This window comes from Rhodobacter sp. P1_C2 (assembly GCF_056406375.1).
This window is the reverse complement of sequence record NZ_JBFUAG010000021.1, coordinates 1-20,234: the sequence shown is the minus strand read 5'-3', so window position 1 is coordinate 20,234 and position 20,234 is coordinate 1. Positions and strand designations below refer to the sequence as shown.

The 20,234-nt window shown below is 66.0% G+C and carries 15 protein-coding genes; 5 read left to right on the top strand and 10 right to left on the bottom strand.

The window, feature by feature from the left end; all coding sequences use genetic code 11:
- The first annotated feature begins 64 nt into the window (after window positions 1–64).
- Window positions 65–763 (top strand): aminoacyl-tRNA hydrolase, encoded by a 699-nt coding sequence (gene pth, locus AC1DZT_RS24025; RefSeq protein ID WP_478009183.1) that lies wholly within the window; start codon window positions 65–67, stop codon window positions 761–763.
- A gap of 40 nt (window positions 764–803) precedes the next feature.
- Here the strand turns inward: pth and AC1DZT_RS24020 are convergent, their stop codons facing one another.
- The gene (locus tag AC1DZT_RS24020) at window positions 804–1,805 is read right to left on the bottom strand and encodes a YcjF family protein (RefSeq protein WP_478009182.1); all 1,002 of its coding nucleotides are present in this window, start codon (window positions 1,803–1,805) and stop codon (window positions 804–806) included.
- A gap of 18 nt (window positions 1,806–1,823) precedes the next feature.
- Window positions 1,824–3,212, bottom strand: a complete 1,389-nt coding sequence (locus tag AC1DZT_RS24015) for a YcjX family GTP-binding protein (protein WP_478009181.1) — start codon at window positions 3,210–3,212, stop codon at window positions 1,824–1,826.
- Window positions 3,213–3,332: 120 nt separating this feature from the next.
- Here AC1DZT_RS24015 and truA point away from each other — a divergent pair, with 120 nt between their 5' ends.
- The 4 genes from truA to AC1DZT_RS23995 all read left to right on the top strand — a co-directional run bounded on the left by truA (window position 3,333) and on the right by AC1DZT_RS23995 (window position 9,781).
- Window positions 3,333–4,103, top strand: a complete 771-nt coding sequence (truA, locus tag AC1DZT_RS24010) for a tRNA pseudouridine(38-40) synthase TruA (RefSeq protein ID WP_478009180.1) — start codon at window positions 3,333–3,335, stop codon at window positions 4,101–4,103.
- Between the two features lie 323 nt (window positions 4,104–4,426).
- Complete coding sequence (gene acs, locus AC1DZT_RS24005) at window positions 4,427–6,385, top strand: acetate--CoA ligase (RefSeq protein ID WP_478009179.1); 1,959 nt, start codon at window positions 4,427–4,429, stop codon at window positions 6,383–6,385.
- A gap of 169 nt (window positions 6,386–6,554) precedes the next feature.
- Window positions 6,555–8,630: an MFS transporter gene (locus tag AC1DZT_RS24000; protein WP_478009178.1), complete on the top strand. Its 2,076-nt coding sequence runs from the start codon at window positions 6,555–6,557 to the stop codon at window positions 8,628–8,630.
- Between the two features lie 191 nt (window positions 8,631–8,821).
- Window positions 8,822–9,781 carry a hypothetical protein gene (locus tag AC1DZT_RS23995; protein ID WP_478009177.1) on the top strand — a complete coding sequence of 320 codons (960 nt, stop codon included), beginning with the start codon at window positions 8,822–8,824 and terminating at the stop codon, window positions 9,779–9,781.
- A 4-nt stretch (window positions 9,782–9,785) separates the two neighbouring features.
- Here AC1DZT_RS23995 and AC1DZT_RS23990 read toward each other — a convergent pair whose 3' ends face one another.
- The 8 genes from AC1DZT_RS23990 to xsc all read right to left on the bottom strand — a co-directional run bounded on the left by AC1DZT_RS23990 (window position 9,786) and on the right by xsc (window position 19,896).
- Window positions 9,786–10,658 (bottom strand): dimethyl sulfoxide reductase anchor subunit family protein, encoded by an 873-nt coding sequence (locus AC1DZT_RS23990; protein WP_478009176.1) that lies wholly within the window; start codon window positions 10,656–10,658, stop codon window positions 9,786–9,788.
- Window positions 10,658–11,401: a 4Fe-4S dicluster domain-containing protein gene (locus AC1DZT_RS23985; protein ID WP_478009175.1), complete on the bottom strand. Its 744-nt coding sequence runs from the start codon at window positions 11,399–11,401 to the stop codon at window positions 10,658–10,660. Before AC1DZT_RS23985 ends, AC1DZT_RS23990 begins: the two co-directional genes overlap by 1 nt.
- A 154-nt stretch (window positions 11,402–11,555) precedes the next feature.
- A complete protein-coding gene (locus AC1DZT_RS23980) occupies window positions 11,556–14,342 on the bottom strand; it encodes a molybdopterin-dependent oxidoreductase (RefSeq protein WP_478009174.1) in 2,787 nt (928 codons plus the stop codon).
- A 95-nt stretch (window positions 14,343–14,437) separates the two neighbouring features.
- Entirely contained in the window at window positions 14,438–15,457 is a 1,020-nt protein-coding gene (locus AC1DZT_RS23975) for an acetate/propionate family kinase (protein ID WP_478009173.1), read from the bottom strand.
- Window positions 15,458–16,204, bottom strand: coding sequence for a TSUP family transporter (locus AC1DZT_RS23970; RefSeq protein WP_478009172.1), 747 nt, complete (start codon window positions 16,202–16,204; stop codon window positions 15,458–15,460). It abuts the gene before it with no gap.
- Complete coding sequence (gene phnX / locus AC1DZT_RS23965; protein ID WP_478009171.1) at window positions 16,201–17,001, bottom strand: phosphonoacetaldehyde hydrolase; 801 nt, start codon at window positions 16,999–17,001, stop codon at window positions 16,201–16,203. The genes AC1DZT_RS23970 and phnX overlap by 4 nt, the downstream gene beginning before the upstream one ends.
- Window positions 16,998–18,119, bottom strand: coding sequence for a TIGR03364 family FAD-dependent oxidoreductase (locus tag AC1DZT_RS23960; protein WP_478009170.1), 1,122 nt, complete (start codon window positions 18,117–18,119; stop codon window positions 16,998–17,000). The genes phnX and AC1DZT_RS23960 overlap by 4 nt, the downstream gene beginning before the upstream one ends.
- A 1-nt stretch (window position 18,120) precedes the next feature.
- The gene (gene xsc / locus AC1DZT_RS23955; RefSeq protein ID WP_478009169.1) at window positions 18,121–19,896 is read right to left on the bottom strand and encodes a sulfoacetaldehyde acetyltransferase; all 1,776 of its coding nucleotides are present in this window, start codon (window positions 19,894–19,896) and stop codon (window positions 18,121–18,123) included.
- Window positions 19,897–20,234 lie beyond the last annotated feature (338 nt).

Sequence of the window (20,234 nt, the reverse complement as noted above, 5' to 3'; positions counted from 1 at the left end):
CCGTTTTCTTTTGCAGGGCTTGCACCACACGGGGGCAGGTCACATGCTGGGGCAGAGGTGAGGCATGAAACTCTTCGTAGGTCTGGGCAATCCGGGGGCCGAATATGCCGGCAACCGCCACAACATCGGCTTCATGGCGCTGGACCGGATCGCCGCCGACCACGGCTTCGGCCCCTGGAAGAAGGCCTTCCATGGCCTCGTCTCCGAAGGCCGGCTGGCGGGCGAGAAGGTCGTGCTCCTCAAACCCGAGACCTTCATGAACAAATCCGGCCAGGCCGTGCAGGCCGCGGTGACCTTCCACAAGCTGCCCCTCGCCGATGTCGTGGTCTTCCATGACGAGTTGGACCTCGCCCCCGGCAAGCTGCGCGTAAAGATGGCGGGCGGCCATGCCGGCCACAACGGCCTGCGCTCGATCCATGCCCATCTGGGCGAGGCTTATGGCCGCGTCCGCATGGGCATCGGCCATCCCGGCCACAAGGATGCCGTGGCCTCCTATGTGCTGCACGACTTCTCCAAGGCCGACCGCGACTGGCTGGAGCCGGTCCTGAAAGGTGTCTCGGAAGGGGCGGAGGCGCTGGTCCAGGGCGAGGACTCGCGCTTCATGACCACCGTGGCGCTGCGCGTTGCCCCGCCACGCAAGACGCCGCGCGATGCGCCCGAGGCGAAAGCGGTCGAACCCAAAACCGTTGAGAGCTTACCCGAAGAACCCGCCGCAAGCCCTTTGACGGCCTTGCAGAAACTGGCGCAGAAGTTCCGCTCCTGACCTTGGCCGGTAGGATGGGCAATCTGCCCATCTTCGGAATTCAACCGGCCTCTTTTGCTCCGAACAACCCCGCCAGAGCCCGGCTGATCGTGGCCGAGACCCCTGGGCGCTCGCCCGCGACATAGGGCATCGGGCGGCAGATCTCCATCGCGGCGAGGCCGACCCTGGCAGTCAGCGCGCCGTTCACCACGCCCTCGCCAAAGCGCCGCGACAGTTTCGACAGGATGCCGCCTCCGGCGAAGGAGCCAATGAGGTCGTCGGTCAGCGCCACCGCCCCGGTCGCCACCAGCGACAGGAACACCCGGCGCAAGAGCCGCCACGAGCCGAGCGACCCCGCCCGCCCGCCGTAGATCTCGGCCACCCGGCGGATCATCCGCAGGTTCGAGACCAGCGCCGTCGCCACATCGGCCAGCGCCAGCGGGATCAGCGCCGTCACCGTCGCCACCTGCCGGGCCGCGGCCTCCACCTCGGCGCGGGCGAGGTCGTCGAGCGGCAGGATCAGCTCCACCTCGGCCAGCCGCAGCAAGGCGTCGGCGTCCAGCACCTCGTCCTGCCGTTCGGCCAGCCTTGCCCGCGCCCATGCCATCTGCGGCCGCCCGGCGTAAAGCGCCTCCAGCCGGGCCAGAACCGCCCGCGCCTGCGCCAACTCGCCACTTTCCACCGCCTTCAGCGCCTGCAGCCGGATGCTGTCCAGCCGGGCGAGGCGCGAGAAGGCGCGCAATTCGCCCACCACCAGCACCAGCACGATCCCCGCCGCCAGCAACGACAGCAACAGCGCCAGCCAGCCCAGCCAGATGTTGGTCGCAATCAGCCCGGCCACGAAATTCCACGCCGAAACCGTGATCACCAACGAGAAGAGGCTGCCAAAAACCCAGGAGGCAAAGCGCGTGAAGGCCGAACTGCGCCTTGCGGCCAGACGGCGCACCCCCTCCATCGCCTGACCCAGCGGCAGATCCTCGGGCATCTCGGCCAGACCGGGGTCGATATCGCCCTGCCGCTCGATCAGCGCCGGGCGTTTCAGCCGCTCGTCACCTTGCGCCATGCCGGTTCTCCTTTGACGTCACAACTTGTCCCCGATCAGAAACTCCGCCGCGCGGTCGAGCCTTATATGCGGCGGGCCCTCGCCGGGCTTGCGGGCAAAACGGGCCGGGGCAAAGCCCATCAGGGCGAAATCGGCGTCGAGCCATTTTTCCGCCCCCTCCCGCGCCGGGGCGAGGATGCGCGCCGGGTCCTTGGGCAATTCGCCGGGATACATCGCCACCACCCGGCCATCGGCGAGCCGGCCCCGCACCGCATCCAGCACCTCGCCCCCGCGCGAGATTTCTTCCTCCACCGTGGTGCGCAGGCTGGCCAGCGACAGGGCGGCGGTCTCGGCCCCGGCGAAATCGGCGCGGGTTTTGGCCTCGGCCAGCATGGCTTCGGTGATGGCGGTCAGGGCGGGATGCTGGCGGTGGTGCAGATGATCGGCCTTGGTCGCGGCGAAAAGCAGCTTTTCCACCCGCCGCCCGCCGAGGATGCGGTCAAGCCAGCCGTTGCGGCCGGGGCGGAAGGCGGTCAGCACCTCGGCCATGGTGCGGCGCAGATCCTCGACCGCGGCGGGGCCCTGATGCAGCGCCGACAGGACATCGACCAGCACGATCTGCCGGTCGATCCTTGCGAAATGGTCGCGGAAGAAGGGGCGGACGACCTTGGCCTTGTAGGCGGTGAAGCGGCGCTCCATCTCGGTCCAGAGACAGCCGCGCGGGCGCTGCGCCGGTTTGGGCAGGGGGGCAAAGGTCAGAACCGGGCTGCCGGCCAGATCGCCGGGCAAAAGGAAGCGCCCCGGCGTGCAATCGGCCCAGCCGGCGGCGCGGGCGGCGGTCAGATAGGCGGTGAAGCTGGCGGCGAGTTCCGCGGCCTTGGGCTCCTCCAGCGGCAGGGCGCCATCCTCGGCCCGGGCCAGCGCCATGAAATCCCGCGCCTCGGCCCGTTTCGACAGGCGCGAGAGGACGCCGTCCGACCAATCCTCATAGCTTTTGTCGAGGAGCGACAGGTCCAGCAGCCACTCGCCCGGGTAATCGACGATATCGACATGCAGCACGCGCGGCCCAGTCATCCCGCCGATGAAGCCGCGCCCCCTTGTGCGGAACGACAGGCGCAGTTCGGACACCGCCCGCGTCGACTGCGGCCAGCGCGGGTTGTCGCCGGTCATGGCGGCGAGGTGATCCTCATAGGCAAAGCGCGGCAGGGTCATGTCGGGCTGCGGCTGCAGATAGACCGCCTCGATCCGCCCCCTTGCGGTCAGCTGCGGCATCCTTCCCCGCTCCAGCAGGTTGGCCACGAGGTTGGTGATGAAGACGGTCTTGCCCGCCCGGCTGAGGCCCGTCACCCCCAGGCGCAGAACCGGCGCCGGCAGCGCCAGGGCCTCGACCCCGCGCCAGACATCCTCCACCCAATCCGAAACGCCCAATGACTGCCCCTTTTCCCTTTCCCTTTACATAGGCGCAGGCCCCGCCCCGATCTAGGCCCCCGTTGCAGAAGCCGTTCCAAGCCGATAGACGCAGGCAGCCCCTCCAACCCCGGCCGCCCCATGCCCCGCTATGCCCTCCGCATCGAATACGACGGCAGCCCGTTCAACGGCTGGCAGCGCCAGGCGCAGGGCCAGCCCTCGGTCCAGGCCGCGGTGGAAGAGGCCCTGGCCCGGCTGGAGCCCGGCCCCCATACCATCGCCGCCGCAGGCCGCACCGATACCGGGGTGCATGGGATCGGCCAGGTCGCCCATGTCGACCTTGCGCGCGACTGGGACCCGTTCCGCCTGTCCGAGGCGCTGAACCACCATCTGCGCCCGCAGCCGGTGGCCGTGACCGCCTGCGCCAAAGTCACCGAGGATTTCCACGCCCGCTTCTCCGCCATCGAGCGGCGCTATCTTTACCGCATCCTCGCCCGCCGCGCGCCGCCGGTGCTGGACCGCGGCCATGTCTGGCATGTGCTGAACCCGCTCGACCTCGCCGCCATGCAGGAGGGTGCGGCACATCTGATCGGCTTTCACGATTTCACCACCTTCCGCTCGACCCTCTGCCAGGCCAAGAGCCCCGAGAAGACGCTGGACGAGATCACCATCACCGCCCTGCCCCAGCCGCAGGGCACCGAGTACCGCTTCCAGCTGCGCGCCCGCAGTTTCCTGCACAACCAGGTCCGCTCGCTGGTCGGCTCGCTGGTCCGCGTCGGCAGCGGCGCCTGGGCCCCGATGCGGATCGCCGAGGCTCTGGCGGCCCGCGACCGCGCCGCCTGCGGCACCGTGGCGCCGCCGCAGGGCCTGTGCCTGACCGAGGTGCGCTACCCGGTCGATCCGTTCGCCTGAAGGTTGTGCCGCCCCTGCGGCCCGCTGGCCGCGCGCAGCCCGTGGGGCAAAGTGTCGCGGCCCGCGCCGCAGCCTGCCCATGTTAGCGCAACCTCAAAACGCCTTGCGCGCAAAACGGCGAAATTCCCCTTTTTCCAAAATAGCTTACCCTGCGCGCCCCCCTGCGGCATTCTGGAAATTGCCAGACTGTATGCCTTGGTATACCCAGAAAGAAATTGTAGCTTTCGTAATCACAAAGTTGCGATAGAGTTGAACCAGCGAAGAGATGACACGCAGCGCCGCCGGGGAAAACGGGGTGGCGTCTGCGGTCCAGGGAGGACTGAATGACGGATCGTGCGCCGGCGGTTTACACCGCCACCCCAGAGTTTACTTCCAAGGCCCATGTGACCCCGGCCGGCTACAAAGCCCGCTACGAGGCCTCGATGACCGACCCCGAAACCTTCTGGGGTGTCGAAGGCCGCCGGATCGACTGGATCAAGCCCTACACGCGGGTCAAGCACACATCCTTCAAACTGGGGGAGGTTTCGATCAAGTGGTACGAGGACGGCACCACCAACGTCTCGGCCAATTGCATCGACCGCCACATGCTCAAGCGCGCCAACCAGACCGCGATCATCTGGGAGCCCGATGACCCCAAGACGCCGTCGCGCCACATCACCTATGCCGAACTGCTGGAGCAGACCTGCCGTCTGGCCAATGTGCTCAAAGCCCATGGCGTGCAGAAGGGCGACCGGGTCGTGCTTTACATGCCGATGATCCCCGAGGCGGCCTTTGCGATGCTGGCCTGCACAAGGATCGGCGCGATCCATTCGATCGTCTTCGGCGGCTTCTCCCCCGATGCGCTGGCCAACCGGATCAACGATTCCGAAGCCCGCGTCGTGATCACCGCCGATTTCGGCCCGCGCGCCGGCAAGCGCACCTCGCTCAAGGCCAATGCCGACCAGGCGCTGTTGCACTGCAAGGACAATGTGCAATGCCTGGTGGTCAAGCACACCGGCGACGAGACCGGCTGGACCCAGGGCCGCGATTTCGACCTCAAGGCCGAGATGGCCGAGGCCTCGCCCTATTGCCCCTATACCGAGATGGGGGCGGAAGATCCGCTGTTCATCCTCTACACCTCCGGGTCGACCGGCAAGCCCAAGGGCGTGGTCCATACCACCGGCGGCTACCTCGTCTATGCGGCGATGACGCATGAGATGACCTTCGACTACCGCGACGGCGACATCTTCTGGTGCACCGCCGATGTGGGCTGGGTCACCGGGCACAGCTATATCGTCTATGGCCCGCTGGCCAATGGCGCCACCACCCTGATGTTCGAAGGCGTGCCGACCTTCCCCGATGCCGGCCGCTTCTGGGAGGTGATCGCCAAGCACAAGGTCACCCAGTTCTACACCGCCCCCACCGCGATCCGCAGCCTGATGGGCATGGGGCTGGATCTGGTCGAAAAGCACGACCTGTCGTCGCTGCGCCTCCTGGGTTCGGTCGGCGAGCCGATCAACCCCGAGGCCTGGAACTGGTATTTCCACAACATCGGCAAGGGCAACTGCCCGATCGTCGACACCTTCTGGCAGACCGAGACCGGCGGCCACCTGATCACGCCGCTGCCCGGCGCCATACCGCAAAAGCCCGGCTCGGCCACCCTGCCCTTCTTCGGCGTGCGCCCCGAGGTACTGGACCCGGCCAATGGCCATGTCCTGCCGGAAACCGCGACCGAGGGCGTTCTCTGCATCGCCGACAGCTGGCCGGGCCAGATGCGCACGCTCTGGGGTGATCACAAGCGCTTCGAAGAGGCCTATTTCGCGCAATACCCGGGCTATTACTTCACCGGCGACGGCTGCCGCCGCGACGCGGATGGCTATTACTGGATCACCGGGCGGGTGGATGACGTGCTCAACGTCTCGGGCCACCGTCTGGGCACCGCCGAGGTCGAAAGTGCGCTGGTCGCCCATCCGAAAGTCGCCGAAAGCGCCGTCGTGGGCTACCCGCATGACATCAAGGGCCAGGGCATCTATGCCTATGTCACCCTGATGCAGGGGATCGAACCCTCCGAGGAGCTGCGCAAGGACCTGGTGAAATGGGTCCGCACCGAGATCGGGCCGATCGCCACGCCGGACCTGATCCAATGGGCGCCGGGCCTACCGAAAACCCGCTCGGGCAAGATCATGCGCCGCATCCTGCGCAAGATCGCCGAGAACGACTTTGCGGCCCTGGGCGACACCTCGACCCTGGCCGATCCGACGGTCGTCGACGACCTGATCGAAAACCGCATGAACCGGGGCTGACCCTTTCCGGGGTCGGCACCCGGTCCCGAAAACCCGCGCCACTTCTGGCAAGGGGAGGAGAGCCCGCCCGCAAGGGCGGGCAGACGGGCGAACCGGCAGCGGGGTCTGCCGGCGAGACAGGCTTGCAAAACCAAGCGTTAATAAAGACTTGCACTTAGGGAGAGAGACAATGGCAATAGGAACGGCAGATGTGAGCGCCCGCTCGCGTCCGATGTCAGCCGCAGAGAGGAAGGTCATCCTGGCCTCCTCGATGGGGACGATTTTCGAATGGTACGACTTCTACCTCTACGGCTCGCTGTCGGCCTATATCGGCGCGCAGTTCTTCACGCCCTTCCCGGAAGCGGCGCGGAACATCTTCGCGCTTCTGGCCTTCGCAGCGGGCTTTCTGGTGCGTCCCTTCGGCGCCCTTGTCTTCGGCTCGCTGGGCGACCTGATCGGGCGGAAGTACACCTTCCTCGTCACCATCCTGATCATGGGCGGCTCGACCTTCCTCGTCGGTCTTCTGCCGGGCTATCAAAGCTGGGGCATCGCGGCGCCGATCATCCTGATCGGTCTTCGGATGCTGCAGGGCCTGGCGCTTGGCGGTGAATATGGCGGGGCGGCGGTCTATGTGGCCGAACATGCGCCGCAGAACCGGCGCGGCTATTACACCTCCTTCATCCAGACCACGGCCACCGGCGGCCTGCTTCTGTCGCTCGTCGTCATCCTGGTGGTCACGCCGATCATCACCAACAACTTCCCCTCGGTGGCGCAGATGGGCCTCGACGGGCTGCCGGCGCTGGACGCCAAGGGCAATCCGGTCGTGCTGGACGCCTGGAAAGCCTGGGGCTGGCGCGTGCCGTTCCTGCTGTCGGCCTTCCTTCTGCTGATCTCGCTTTATATCCGCATGACCATGTCGGAAAGCCCGGTCTTCCAGAAGATGAAAGCCGAGGGCGCGGCCTCCAAGGCGCCGCTGCGTGAGGCCTTCGGCCAGTGGAAGAACGCTAAGATCGCCCTGATCGCGCTCTTCGGTCTGACCATGGGCCAGGCGGTCGTCTGGTATTCGGGCCAGTTCTACGCCCTGACCTTCCTGCAATCGGTCGTGAAGGTGGACAGCTTCACCGCCAACGTCTTCGTGGCGGCCTCGCTGATCCTCGGCACCTGGGGCTTCATCTTCTTCGGCAGCCTGTCGGACAAGATCGGCCGCAAGCCGGTGATCCTGCTCGGCTGCCTTCTGGCCGCGCTGACCTACTTCCCGGTCTTCCAGTTCATCACCAAGACCGCGAACCCCGCGCTTTACGCGGCCCAGCAGACCGTCATCACCGTGACGGCCGACCCCGCCGACTGCTCGTTCCAGTTCAACCCGGTCGGCACCGCCAAGTTCACCCACAGCTGCGACAACGTGAAGGCGCTGCTTTTGAAGAACTCGGCCAATTCGGTCACCGTCGACGCCCCCGCCGGCACGGTTGCCAGCGTGAAGATCGGCGACACCGAGATCCCGGCCTATGACGGGTCCAAGAACGCCGCCGAGATCGCCACCGCCAAGACCGCGATGGATGCCGCCAAGGCCGCCATCGACCCGGGCATGATGACGCCCCTGACCGACGCCCAGAAGGCGCTGGAGAAGGCCAAGACCGCTGCCGCCGATGCCGACAAGGCGCTGAAGGCTGCGGCGGATGATGCGGCCAAGGCCACGGCGCAGACCGCGCTGGATGCGGCCAATGCCGGGGTGACCGCCGCGCAGACCGCGCTCGACACCGCCCGTGCGGCGGTGCCCGCCGACAAGCTGGCCGCTCTTGATGCGGCAGCGGCGGATGCAGCCAAGGCCGGCGGCGTGAAAGCCGCCTTCGAGAAGGCCGTGAACGACGCGCTTCTGGCCGCGGGCTATCCGCTGGTGGCCAAGGACAACACCACCGTGGCCAAGGTGAACACCTTCGGCGACATCTTCAGCGCCCAGAACCTGACGGTGATCATCACCCTGACCTATCTGATCCTTCTGGTGACGATGGTCTACGGCCCGATCGCCGCCCAGCTGGTCGAGCTTTACCCGACCCGGATCCGCTACTCCGGCCTGTCCCTGCCCTACCACATCGGCAACGGCTGGTTCGGCGGCCTGCTGCCCGCGCTCGTCCTGGCCATCTCGGCCCAGACCGGCAACATCTACTCGGGCCTGTGGTATCCGATCATCATCGCGGGCATCACCGTCGTGATCGGCGCGCTTCTGGTGCCGAACGGCACGCACAAGAAGTCGATCTTCTCGGAGTGAGACCTGCAACATGACCTGGACGGGCCGGAGAGCGATCTCCGGCCCGTTTGCCTTTGCTTGCGGCAGGAAGGGCTGCGCGCGCAGCAAAGTCACAATCCGGGCGCGGTTTTGCTGAAATTCGATGATGAAAGCTTTGAGGAGACTGCCCCGGTGCCGCAAGGTGCGAAGGCTGATTCTGCAAGGGGATTGCAATGACCGAGCCGGCCGAATCCATCATCTTCGTGGTCGACGGCAAGAAGCTGGAGGCGATGTCGGTGGTCCTCGCGGCCTCGCTGGCGCGCCAGCATGACCCGGCAGCGGTGCAGCTGATCGCCTATGTCTCGGCGGCCTATGCCCCGCTGCTGGAGCCCGCGACCCGCGCCCTCTTTGCCGCCTGCCGGGTCCGGATCGACCCTCTGCCCTCGGGCGAGGGGATGTGGAAGAAACCCTACCCGCATGGCAACAAGCTTCTGGCCTGCGCCAGCCCGCGGTCCAGCCGCCGCACCACCTTTCTGGACACCGACATGGTCTGCCAGGCGCCGATCACCGGCATCCCCGGCGCCGACCCGCATGAGGTCTATGCCGTGCCCGAGGGCAAGCCGACCTGGGGCAAGGATGGCGACGCCTGGGAGCGCGCCTACCGTTTCTTCGACCTGCCGATGCCGGAAGCGCGCGTCCGCCTGACCCGCGGCCGGTTTCTGGAGTTCCTGCCCTATTTCAACGCGGGCTTCGTCTCGTTCAGCGACCTGCCGCTGGACGAGGACGGAAGCAATTTCGGCGCGCTCTGGCTCGACCATGCAAGCCGCTTCGACTTTGGCTGCGCTGTCGCCAACAAGCGGCCCTGGCTTGATCAGATCACCCTGCCCCTCGTCATGGCGCGCTATGGGTTGAACTGCCTCGTGCTGCCGGAGATCTTCAATTACTCGATCTCCGAACGCGAGGATCTGAGCGAGGTCGCCACCGCCAAGATGGTGCATTACCACCGGCCGGCCTATTTCAACACCCTGCCCCATGCGGGCGACTTCCTCGACCTCGCCCGTGCCAAGGTGCCGCCGGATCTGCAATCCAACCTCGAAACCCTGCTCGAGGCCTTCACCAAGGCCCCGCCCCGCCAATATGACGCGGACCCGGCAGAGACCGACAGCCTGGCCGAGCCATCCGCCGCCGACTGACGCCTCAGCGCTGGCCGTAGTAAAGGCCCACGACATGCTCGGCTTGGGCAAAGAACAGCCAGCGGGCCGCCAGCGCCCCGCCGAGATGGATCAGGGCTATTGCCGCGAAGAGCGGCGGGCTTGGCGGCAGAAGCAGCAGAAGGAAGGGCAGACCCGCCCCGGCGCCCAGTGCGATCAGGCGCAGCTTTTCGACATGCTTGCGGCCGACCACATGGATCATCTCGCGCATCAGGTAATTGGGCGAGGTATGGGGCTGTTCAAAGACCGTGACCGTGCCAATCCGGTCAAGCCCGGTCGCGGTGCCGAGGCTCTGCGCCGCCCGGGCAAAGGCCGTATCGCCCCAGCGGAAGGCAGCGAGCAGCGCCAGCGCCACCAGAACACAGCCGATCAGGGCCAGCCCGCGATTGCCCGACAGGATCGCCCCGCCGCAGAACATGAAGCTGAAGAACAGGCCCTGGGTCGTCGGGCTGTGCCAGCGCGGCACGGTCCTGAGCTGGCCATAGATCATCGAGGTGGTCAGGACCGTGGCCAGCGCCAGCAGGGCACCGAGTTGGCCAATCCCGCGCCAGAGGCCAAGCCCGAAGATATCCGACAGCGCCATCGGCGCCAGCACGATGAGGCAGGCGACCGAGGCCCAGGCCTCGCGGCTGAGCCAGGAGCTTTGCCATTGGCTGAAGGCCTTGAGCGCGTTCTTGCGGTTGCCGAGGTGGAAGGTCGAGGCGAGCAGGCCTCCCACGGCAAGCCCGTAACCGAGGCCCCAGTGGAAGAAGGCAAGCCAGCCCGAAGGCGCGGGCCAGCCGAGGCCGAGAAAGGCCAGAAGACCAAAGCCCATGCCGGAGAGCACGGTAAAGGCGATGACGGAAGGCGCCGGATGCATCAGATCTTCCCCAGGACTTTGTCGAGCCAGCCGGCAAGGCCCGAAGCCCTGATGTCGAGAAGCGGCGCCAGCACCGAAGCCTCCTGCGGGCGGTCCTTCTTCCGCGGCGGCAGGTATTTGTTGGTGGGCCTTGTCTTGAGGTCGGGCATCAGATCATATCCGCCGCGTTCGGCCACCAGTTTGGAGACCTTGCTGTCGGGATCGGCGAAATCACCGAAGTGCCGAGCGCCGGTGGGACAGGTCCGCACGCAGGCCGGTTCGCGGTCTTCCTCGGGCAGGTTCTCGTTGTAGATGCGGTCGACGCAGAGGGTGCATTTCTTCATCACCCCCGCCGCCTGATCCAGTTCGCGCGCGCCGTAGGGGCAGGCCCAGGCGCAGAGGCCACAGCCGATGCAGGCATCCTCGTTGACCAGAACGATGCCATCCTCGACCCGCTTGTAGCTGGCCCCGGTCGGGCAGACCGGCACGCAGGGCGCATCCTCGCAATGCAGGCAGGAGCGCGGGAAGGTGATGATCTGCGCAGCGCCGTCGTCAGGCTGGACCTGATAGCTGTGAACCCGGTTGAGGAAGACGCCGGAAGGGTCTGATCCGTAAGGGTTCTGATCGGAAAGGTTGCCGCTGGCGCCCTTGCTTTGATCGTTCCAGCCCTTGCAGGCGGTCACGCAGGCCTGGCACCCGACGCAGGTGTCGAGGTCGATGGCGAGGCCCAGTTTTTTCGCGGTCGTGGCGGGAAGCTGGGTCATGCGACCTCCTTGAATCTGGATCTTGCGCCCGCGAATTTTCTGCGAAAATTCCGGCGGTCTCGAATTTTCTGCGAAAATTCGTGATCTTTCGCAGAAAGATCGGAGATCGATTTTTCGCCGAAAAATCGGGTTCGGGACGGCGGAACCTTGCGCCTCATGCCCGGTCCCTCCCTTGCGGGACGACACGCGGGATCGGCGGCAAATCGGGCGCGGCATGCGGCTTTGGCCCGACATTCTCGATCCGCACCCGCAGGTCGAACCAGGCCGCCTGCCCGGTCACAGGGTCCGAATTGGAATAGCGCAATCCATCGCTCTTTTCCGGCAGAAGCTCCGAAATCAGATGGTTGAGCAGGAAACCCTCGTTGGCTTCCGGCGCGCCCTCATCCAAAGCCCAGGCCGCCTTGCGCTTGCCGATCGCATTCCAGGTCCAGATCGTGTTCTCGTTCAGCGCCGCCATATGGGCGACCGGCGCGGTGATCGCCCCGCTGGGCGAGGTCACGCGGGCATAATCGCCAGCCGCGAAACCATGCGCCTCCCAGAGCCGGGTCGGAAGATAGAGGAAGTTCTTGCCCCGGATCTGCCGCAGCCAGGCGTTCTGACTGCCCCAGGAATGGTACATGTCCATCGGACGCTGGGTCAGGGCATGGATCGGATAGCCCCAGCCCGCAGCCTCCAGATCGCCAAAGGCCGGATACCAGAGCGGCAGCGGGTCCATCGCCTGTTTCAACCGGGCGCGGAGGTGGTCGGGCGGCTGGATCGGGCCATGACCCTCGGCCGCCAGCTGGAACTTGCGCAGCGGCTCGGACCAGATCGCGAAGAGATAGGGCTGCGGGGACTCGTAGAACGAGGTCTCCACCGCCCAAGTCTGATACTCCATGTTCCAGGGTTTGTAGAACAGCCCCGCCTCGGGCACATGGGCCTGATAGAAGCCGCCGTTGGCGATATAGGCGGCGATCTGGTTCGGATTGGCCTCGCCCCGCCCCTCCTTGTCGCCCTCGGCCCCGCGATAGCCGATCAGCGGGCCGACACCGGGGCGGCGGATATGGGTCTGGATGTAATCGGCGTAATCCTTGTACTTCGGGCTGCCGTCCTCCTTGACCATCGGCGGCAGGCCGAGCCTCGCGCCCAGATCCAGCAGCACCGACTGGAAGCCGCGCACATCGCGGTCCGGTTCCTGCACCGGCCAGCGGATGCTGTCGCCCGCCGCATCGGGTTCCGAGATCGGGCGGTCCAGCAGGCTGATACAGTCGTGGCGTTCCAGATAGGTCGTGTCGGGCAGGATCAGGTCGGCATAGGCCACCATCTCCGAGGCATAGGCGTCGGAATAGATGATGCGCGGGATGATATATTCCCCGTCCTCGCCCTTGTCGGTCAGCATCTCCAGCACTTTGGCGGTGTTCATCGACGAGTTCCACGCCATGTTCGCCATATAAAGGAACAGCGTGTCGATCCGGTAGGGATCACCGGCATGGGCATTGGGGATCAGCATGTGCATCATGCCATGGGCCGAGAAAGGGTTCTCCCAGGTGAAGGCCTTGTCGATCCGGGCGGGAGAGCCGTCTTCCTTCAGCGCCAGCTGTTCCGGCCCGCGCACATAGCCGAGGTGAGGGCCCGACAGCGGCTTGCCAGGTGCGGTCACGAAATGCGGCGTCGGATGCGCCTCGACCGGTTTGGGATAGGGCGGTTTCAGCCGGTAGCCGCCGGGAGTTTCCACCGTGCCGAGGACGATCTGCAACAAATGCAGCGCCCGGGCGGTCTGGAAACCGTTGGAATGGGCAGAGATGCCGCGCATCGCGTGGAAGGAGACCGGGCGGCCCGGCATCGTCTCATGCGCATCGCCGCGGAAATCGGTCCAGGGCTGGGCAATCTCGATCGCCTGGTTGAAGGCGACATCGGCCAGTTCGGCCGCAAGGCCGCGGATGCGGGCGGCGGGGATGCCGCAACGTGCGGCCACGGCTTCCGGCGCGTATTCGGGCGCAAGATAGCGTTCGGCCAGATGCTGAAACACCGTCCGATGGCCCTGCCAGACCGCCCCCAGATCGGGCTGCACGCCCTTGCCGTCCCAGGGCGCCGGCTGCCCGGTCCGCTTGTCGATCACGAAGGGCTGGCTTTCGGCGTTCTTGACGAAAAGCCCCTTCTCCGGCCCCTCGGTCTCGTTCACCAAGAGGGGCGCGTTGGTCCAGCGGGCGAGATACTCCAGATCCACCTTCCCCGCCTCCAGCAGGCAATGGATGAGGCTGAGGATCAGCAAGCCGTCGGTGCCCGGCGTGATGCCGTACCAGTCATCTGCAATGGCGTTATAGCCGGTGCGGATCGGGTTGATGCCGATCACCCGGGCCCCCCGGCCCTTCAGTTTGCCGAGACCGATCTTGATGGGATTGCTGTCATGGTCCTCGGCCACGCCGAACATGACGAACAGCTTGGTGCGTTCCCAATCGGGCTGGCCGAATTCCCAGAAGGCGCCGCCGATGGTGTAGATGCCGCCCGCCGCCATGTTGACCGAACAGAACCCGCCATGCGCGGCATAATTCGGCGTGCCGAAGGCCTGGGCCCACCAGCCGGTGAAGCTTTGGCTCTGGTCGCGGCCGGTGAAGAAGGCGAGCTTCTCCGGCGCGGTTTCGCGCAGGGGTTTCATCCAGGACACCGCCAGATCCAGCGCCTCGTCCCAGGAGATCGGCTCGAACGCGCCCGAACCGCGCGGACCCACCCGTTTCAACGGCTGTTGCAGGCGGCTTGGCGCCGTGACCTGCATGATGCCCGAGGCGCCCTTGGCGCAAAGCACGCCCTTGTTGACCGGATGGTCGCGGTTGCCCTCGATATAGGAAACCTTGCCCGACCGCAGATGCACATTGATGCCGCAGCGGCAGGCGCACATGTAGCAGGTGGTCTTGCGGATCTCGTCAGATACGGGCGGCGAGGTGTTGACGATGGGCGCGTTCATGACGGTCCTCTGCACTCTTCTTTCAGGACGATATCTTGAGATTCCCGGGCTTTACCAGATGAATTTCCCGAAAACCGGCAATCATGCGGAACTTTCTATCCGGCCAGCAGGCCTGCCGCCTCCACCGCGATCTGGCGTTCTTCCTCGGCGGGCACGATCAGCATCGGATTCTCTCCCGCCCAGGCCAGCCCTTCCATGATGGCATCGCGCACCCTGGCGTCATTCTCGCCAATCCCGCCGGTGAAGGCCACGGCATCGAGGCCCCCCAGCGCCGCGATCATGCTGCCGGCATGGCGGATCGCCCAGTAGACGAAATGGTCGAGCGCAAAGCGCGCCTCCGCCGTCCCCGCGGCGTGGAGCGCGCGCATGTCGCTCATCCCGCCCAGCCCCAGCAGCCCCGAGCCGCGGTTGAGGAGGCGCCCCGCCTCTGCCAGCCCCTTGACCTCGGCCAGGCGCAGCACGGCATTGCCGTCGATATCGCCGGTGCGGGTGCCCATCGTGATGCCGGAGAGGGGCGAATAGCCCATCGTCGTGGCAATGGACCGCCCCTCCAGGATCGCGCAAAGCGAGGCGCCGTTGCCCAGATGCAAGGCCAGCAGACGGCGCGGCAAGGGGCCATCCGCGCGCAACTTGCGCACCAGGCTCGCATAGCTCAGCCCGTGAAAGCCGTAGCGGCGCAGGCCCAGGGCCTCGGCCTCGGGCGGCAGGGCGTAGCGGGTGGCGACCTCGGGGTTGGTGGCGTGAAAGGCGGTGTCGAAGCTCGCATATTGCGGCAGGTCGGGGGCGAGCCTTTCGAGCGCGCGGATGCCGGTCAAGTTGGCGGGGTTGTGCAGCGGGGCGAGCGGCACGCAAGCCTCGATCGCGGCCACGATCTCTGGCGTCAGGCGGGTCGGCTGGGTCAGCCCGGCGCCGCCATGCACCACGCGGTGGGCGGCGGCCTTGAGGCTGGCGAAGGGCACATCCATCGCGGCCAGCCCCTGCTCCAGCGCCGCAAGGTGCGTGGCCGGACCGGTGGAGCCGATCTCCTCCAGCCGGGCCTGCGCGACCTGGGTCAGGCCCGCGTCATAGACGGCAAGCTTGACCGAGGAGGAGCCGGCATTGACCACGAGCAGCATCTAAAGCACCGATTTCAACAGGCCAAGCGTGGCAAGAAAGGCCAGCAAGCCTATGGCAAACTTGCGAAAATCCTGCGGGTCTGTGTTGAGGAAATGCCGTGACCCCAGCCAGTTGCCAAGGAAGACCAAGGGCAGCGTGATCAGCGAGGCCCAGAGCGTATCCCAGGTCACCATCCCGTTCAGCCAGTAAAGCGGTGCCGAAAAGACATCGAGGATCGGGAAATAGGCCACCAGCGTCGCCCGAAAGACCGAGGCATTGATGCTTTGCGCCGCAAAGAAGGCCGCCACCGGCAAGCCCCCCATCCCCGGCGCATTGGCGAGGCCCGAAACGATGCCAGCGGCGAAATTCCCCGCCGTGCCCACCTCATGCTTCAGCTTCCAGCCGATCAGCAGGACCACGCACATCAAAAGCACATAGCCCGAAATCACCGCCCGCGCCGCATCGGCCGAGATCGAGGTCAGCGCCCAAAGCCCGAGCGGCAGGCCTATGGCCGCCCCCAGCGACAGAAGGATCACCCGCCGCCAATCGACATCGGGGCCGACATGTTTCCAGGCCTGCACCGACATGACGACCTCGCAGAGCATGACCACCGCCACGAAATGCAAGGGATTGGTGACCAAGCCGGAAGAGGCGATGACCAGCGCCGAAAAGCCGAAACCCGAATAGCCCCGCACGAAGGCCGAGATCAGGATGGCAAAGCCCATCCAGACCGCCGCCCCCAGCCCCAGATCAAAGGGCAACGTCACGGCCGCTCGCCGCGCGCGAGACGTCCTTCGATCTCGTCCAGAACCCAGTCGATATCGGCCACCGAATCAATCACATAATGCGCCCCGGTGCGGCGCAGGTCGGCATAGGCCGCGGCCTTCATCGTGGCAAACTCGGCCGGCGACAGCGCCGCCGTCTCGGCCGGGTTCAGGCCAAAGGCATTGCCCGAAAGCGCCACCCCCACCGTCCAGCAGCCGGCATTCAGCCCCTCGCCGATGCCGACGCCGGTGTCATCGACCTTGACCACGCTCCAGGCCGGCCAGACGCCCAGATCGAGGAAGGTGCGGTACATCATCATGGCCGAGGGCCGCGCCTCGGACAGATCGCCGGCGCAGACCAGGTTGTCGGGCGCATAGCCTTGTGCGGCGGCCAGGGGCAGGACTTTCGCCATGATGGACCGCGTGTAGCCGGTGGTCGAGCCGATCTTCAGCCCCCGCGCCCGCATCCGGTTGATCGCGGGCACGGCGCCCTCGATCATCGTGCAGTAATCGGTCACCGCCTCGACGTTCATCGGCACGAAAACCTCGTAGACCCGGTCGATCGCGGCCTCGTCCGGGGCCGAGCCTTGCGCGGCCTTCCAGGCCTCGGCGATGCGGGGGGCGCTCATAAGGGTCTTGATGTGGTCGCGCTTGGCCATGCCCATCGGGCCACGGGCCTCGGCGATGGTAATGTCGACGCCGAAGGTCTTGAACGCCTTGACGAAAACCCCCATCGGCGCCTGGCTGCCATGGTCGATCACCGTGCCTGCCCAATCGAATACCGCCGCTTTCAGCATCATGCTCTCCCGTAAATCTCGTCGATGGTTTCTTCGCCGATGGCGAAAGAGGTGGAGGCCCCTGTGCCCGAGGTGACGATGACCAGACGTGTCTGATCGTCGATCGTCTCGCGCATCATGGTCTGGGGCCCGGAGGCATAGGTGCCATTCCAGCGCTCGGTGATCCGGGCGCCGGGGACGTTCAGGACGGCATGGAGTTCCTCCAGGATCAGGTCATCGACCTCGGCCCGCTGGAAGGGCGAGGGCGACCAGTCGTAATGGTGGCTGTCGCCGACGATCAGCCCACCGTCCGAACCTTGCACCACGATCAGATGGATGCCCTCGGCCAGCGTCCGCGGCTGTTCGGCGCGCAGGCGGGCCTTGATCGGTTCGGCTTCGGGCAGCTCGGAATAGCCCAGATAGCGGACAAGGCTTTGGTCCGACATGATCGAGCCGGGGAGTTTGATCGGGCTCGCGGGCATCACCTTCATCATGTGCAGGCGGCAGCGGGTGATCTGGTGGCGGGCGATGACCTCGGGGTAAAGCGTCAGCATGTCGTCGCCGGGGCAGACCACGACCTGAGTGGCCTCGACCACGCCCGAGGTGGTCAGAAGCCGCCCGGCCTGCACCTCTTTCACCAGGGTCTTGCGCAGGAAGGTCACGCCCAGGCCTTCGATCCAGGCGGCCAGCTTGGCAATCGCAAAGCGGCTTTCGACCCGGCGGTCATGGCTGGACCAGAGCGCGCCCTGGATCGGGTTGCCCGACAGGACGGCGCCATGCTGGGCCATGGTTTCGGCCGCGCTCAGCAGGTGACAGCCCTGCCCCATCTCGGTGCCCATGAAGGCTTCCAGACAGGCCATCGCCTCGGGGCGTTGCGCCACGACCAGCAGGCCCTGATGTTCGATCGGGATGCCGGCCTTGGGGGCCACCTCGGCCCAGACATCGCGCGATCGCAGGGCGCGGCGGTAGCAATCGCCCGCCTGCTGGCCGGTCACCGTGACAAAGCCGAAGTTGCGGACCGAGGCGCCGATGGCCTGCTCTTCCCGGTCGATGACGATCACCTTCAGCCCCCGGCGGGAGGCGGCCAGCGCATGCGCCAGCCCCAGGATGCCCGCCCCGACAATCGCCAGATCGTAACCCATCTTACACCTGTTGCGGCCGCATGTCCGCCTTGGAGATCCCGGCAACCTCCACCGGCTTTTTCATCGCATCGCGGCGGAAGGGCTCGCCCAGTTCCTGGTTGATCATCGCCTCGATCAGCGTGGTCTTGCCGTGGTTCATCTGATCGTCGATGGCGCGGCGCAGGGCCTCGGTCAGTTCCTCCATCGTGCGGGCCACCACGCCTTGCAGACCACAGGCCTGGGCGATGCCGGCGTAAGAGACGCCCTCGTTCAGCTCGGTTCCGACGAAGTTGTCGTCATACCACAGGGTCGAATTGCGCTTTTCCGCGCCCCATTGGTAGTTGCGGAACACGACTTGCGTGATGGCCGGCCATTCGCCGCGGCCGATGGCGGTCAGTTCGGTGACCGCGATGCCAAAGGCGCCGTCGCCGGAGAAGCCGACGACCGGGGTCTCCGGGCAGGCGATCTTGGCGCCGACGACAGAGGGCAGGCCATAGCCGCAGGGGCCGAAGAGACCCGGCGCCAGATATTTGCGCCCCGCTTCAAAGGTCGGATAGGCATTGCCGATGGCGCAGTTGTTGCCGATGTCCGAAGAGATGATCGCCTCTTTCGGCAAGGCGCTTTGAACGGCGCGCCAGGCCATGCGCGGGCTCATCCAGTCCGGCTTGGCCGAGCGGGCGCGCTGGTTCCAGGTGGTGCCCACGTCGTCCTGTTCGTGGTCCATCGAGGCCAGTTCCTGCGCCCAGCGGCTTTTCGTTGTGGCAATCAGATCGCGCCGCGCCGTGCGGCCCTCGTCCCCCGCCGTGCCCGAAAGGCGCGCCAGGATCCCCTCGGCCACCGCCTTGGCATCGCCCACGATGCCGACCGTGACCTTCTTGGTCAGGCCGATCCGGGCGGGATTGATGTCGACCTGGATGATCTTGGCCTCTTTCGGCCAGTAATCCAGACCATAGCCCGGCAGGGTCGAGAAGGGGTTGAGCCTTGTGCCCAAGGCCAGCACGACATCGGCCTTCGAGATCAGCTCCATCCCCGCCTTGTTGCCGTTATAGCCCAGCGGACCGGCAAACAGCGGATGGCTGCCGGGGAAGGCGTCGTTGTGCTGGTAGCCGACGCAGACCGGGGCATCGAGCCGTTCCGCCAAGGCCATCGAGGCCGGGATCGCCCCGCCCAGAACCACGCCCGCGCCGTTCAGGATGACCGGGAATCGGGCAGAAGAGAGCAGTGCCGCCGCCTCGGCCAGGGCATGATCGCCGCCGGTCGGGCGTTCGAATTCGACGACGCGGGGCAGCTCGATGTCGATGACTTGGGTGAAATAGTCGCGCGGCACGTTGATCTGGGCCGGGGCCGACATCCGCTTGGCGTTCTGGATCACGCGCGAGAGGACCTCGGCCATGCGGGAGGGGTCGCGGACCTCTTCCTGATAGCAGACCATGTCCTTGAAGAGGGCCATCTGCTCGACCTCCTGGAAGCCGCCCTGACCGATGGTCTTGTTGGCGGCCTGCGGCGTGACGAGCAGAAGCGGCGTGTGGTTCCAGTAGGCGGTTTTGACGGCGGTGACGAAATTGGTGATGCCCGGGCCGTTCTGCGCGATCATCATGCACATCTTGCCGGAGGCGCGGGTGAAGCCATCGGCCATCATCCCGCCCGAGCCTTCATGGGCGCAGTCCCAGAAGGTGATGCCGGCTTTCGGGAAGATATCCGAGATCGGCATGAAGGCAGAGCCGATGATGCCGAAGACATGTTCGATGCCGTGGATTTGCAGGGTTTTGACGAAGGCTTCTTCGGTGGTCATGCGCATGGCGGTGCTCCTTCAAGGCTTTGGCGTGGTTGTAGCCGCAGGGGGGCAGAGGTCTTAGGGCCAGTAGTATGCCCGCCGTAAGTCCAGAAGATGGGCAGATTGCCCATCCTTGTCTCTTCGCGATCTGCGATAATGGAGGTTGCAGACGAGACCCCGTTCCATCCTTGGGTGCGTGAGCCCGTTCGGTAGCTTGGGGCTCGTCTGCTTTTACGCGTTCAAACCTGAACAGTTGCCTGGGGCGCTGCGCCAACAGACGACCCCGCAGATCAAGGACAGGCCTCCATGACTTTGCCACAGGATTTCATCGGTGTCGACGTTTCGAAGGATTGGCTCGACGA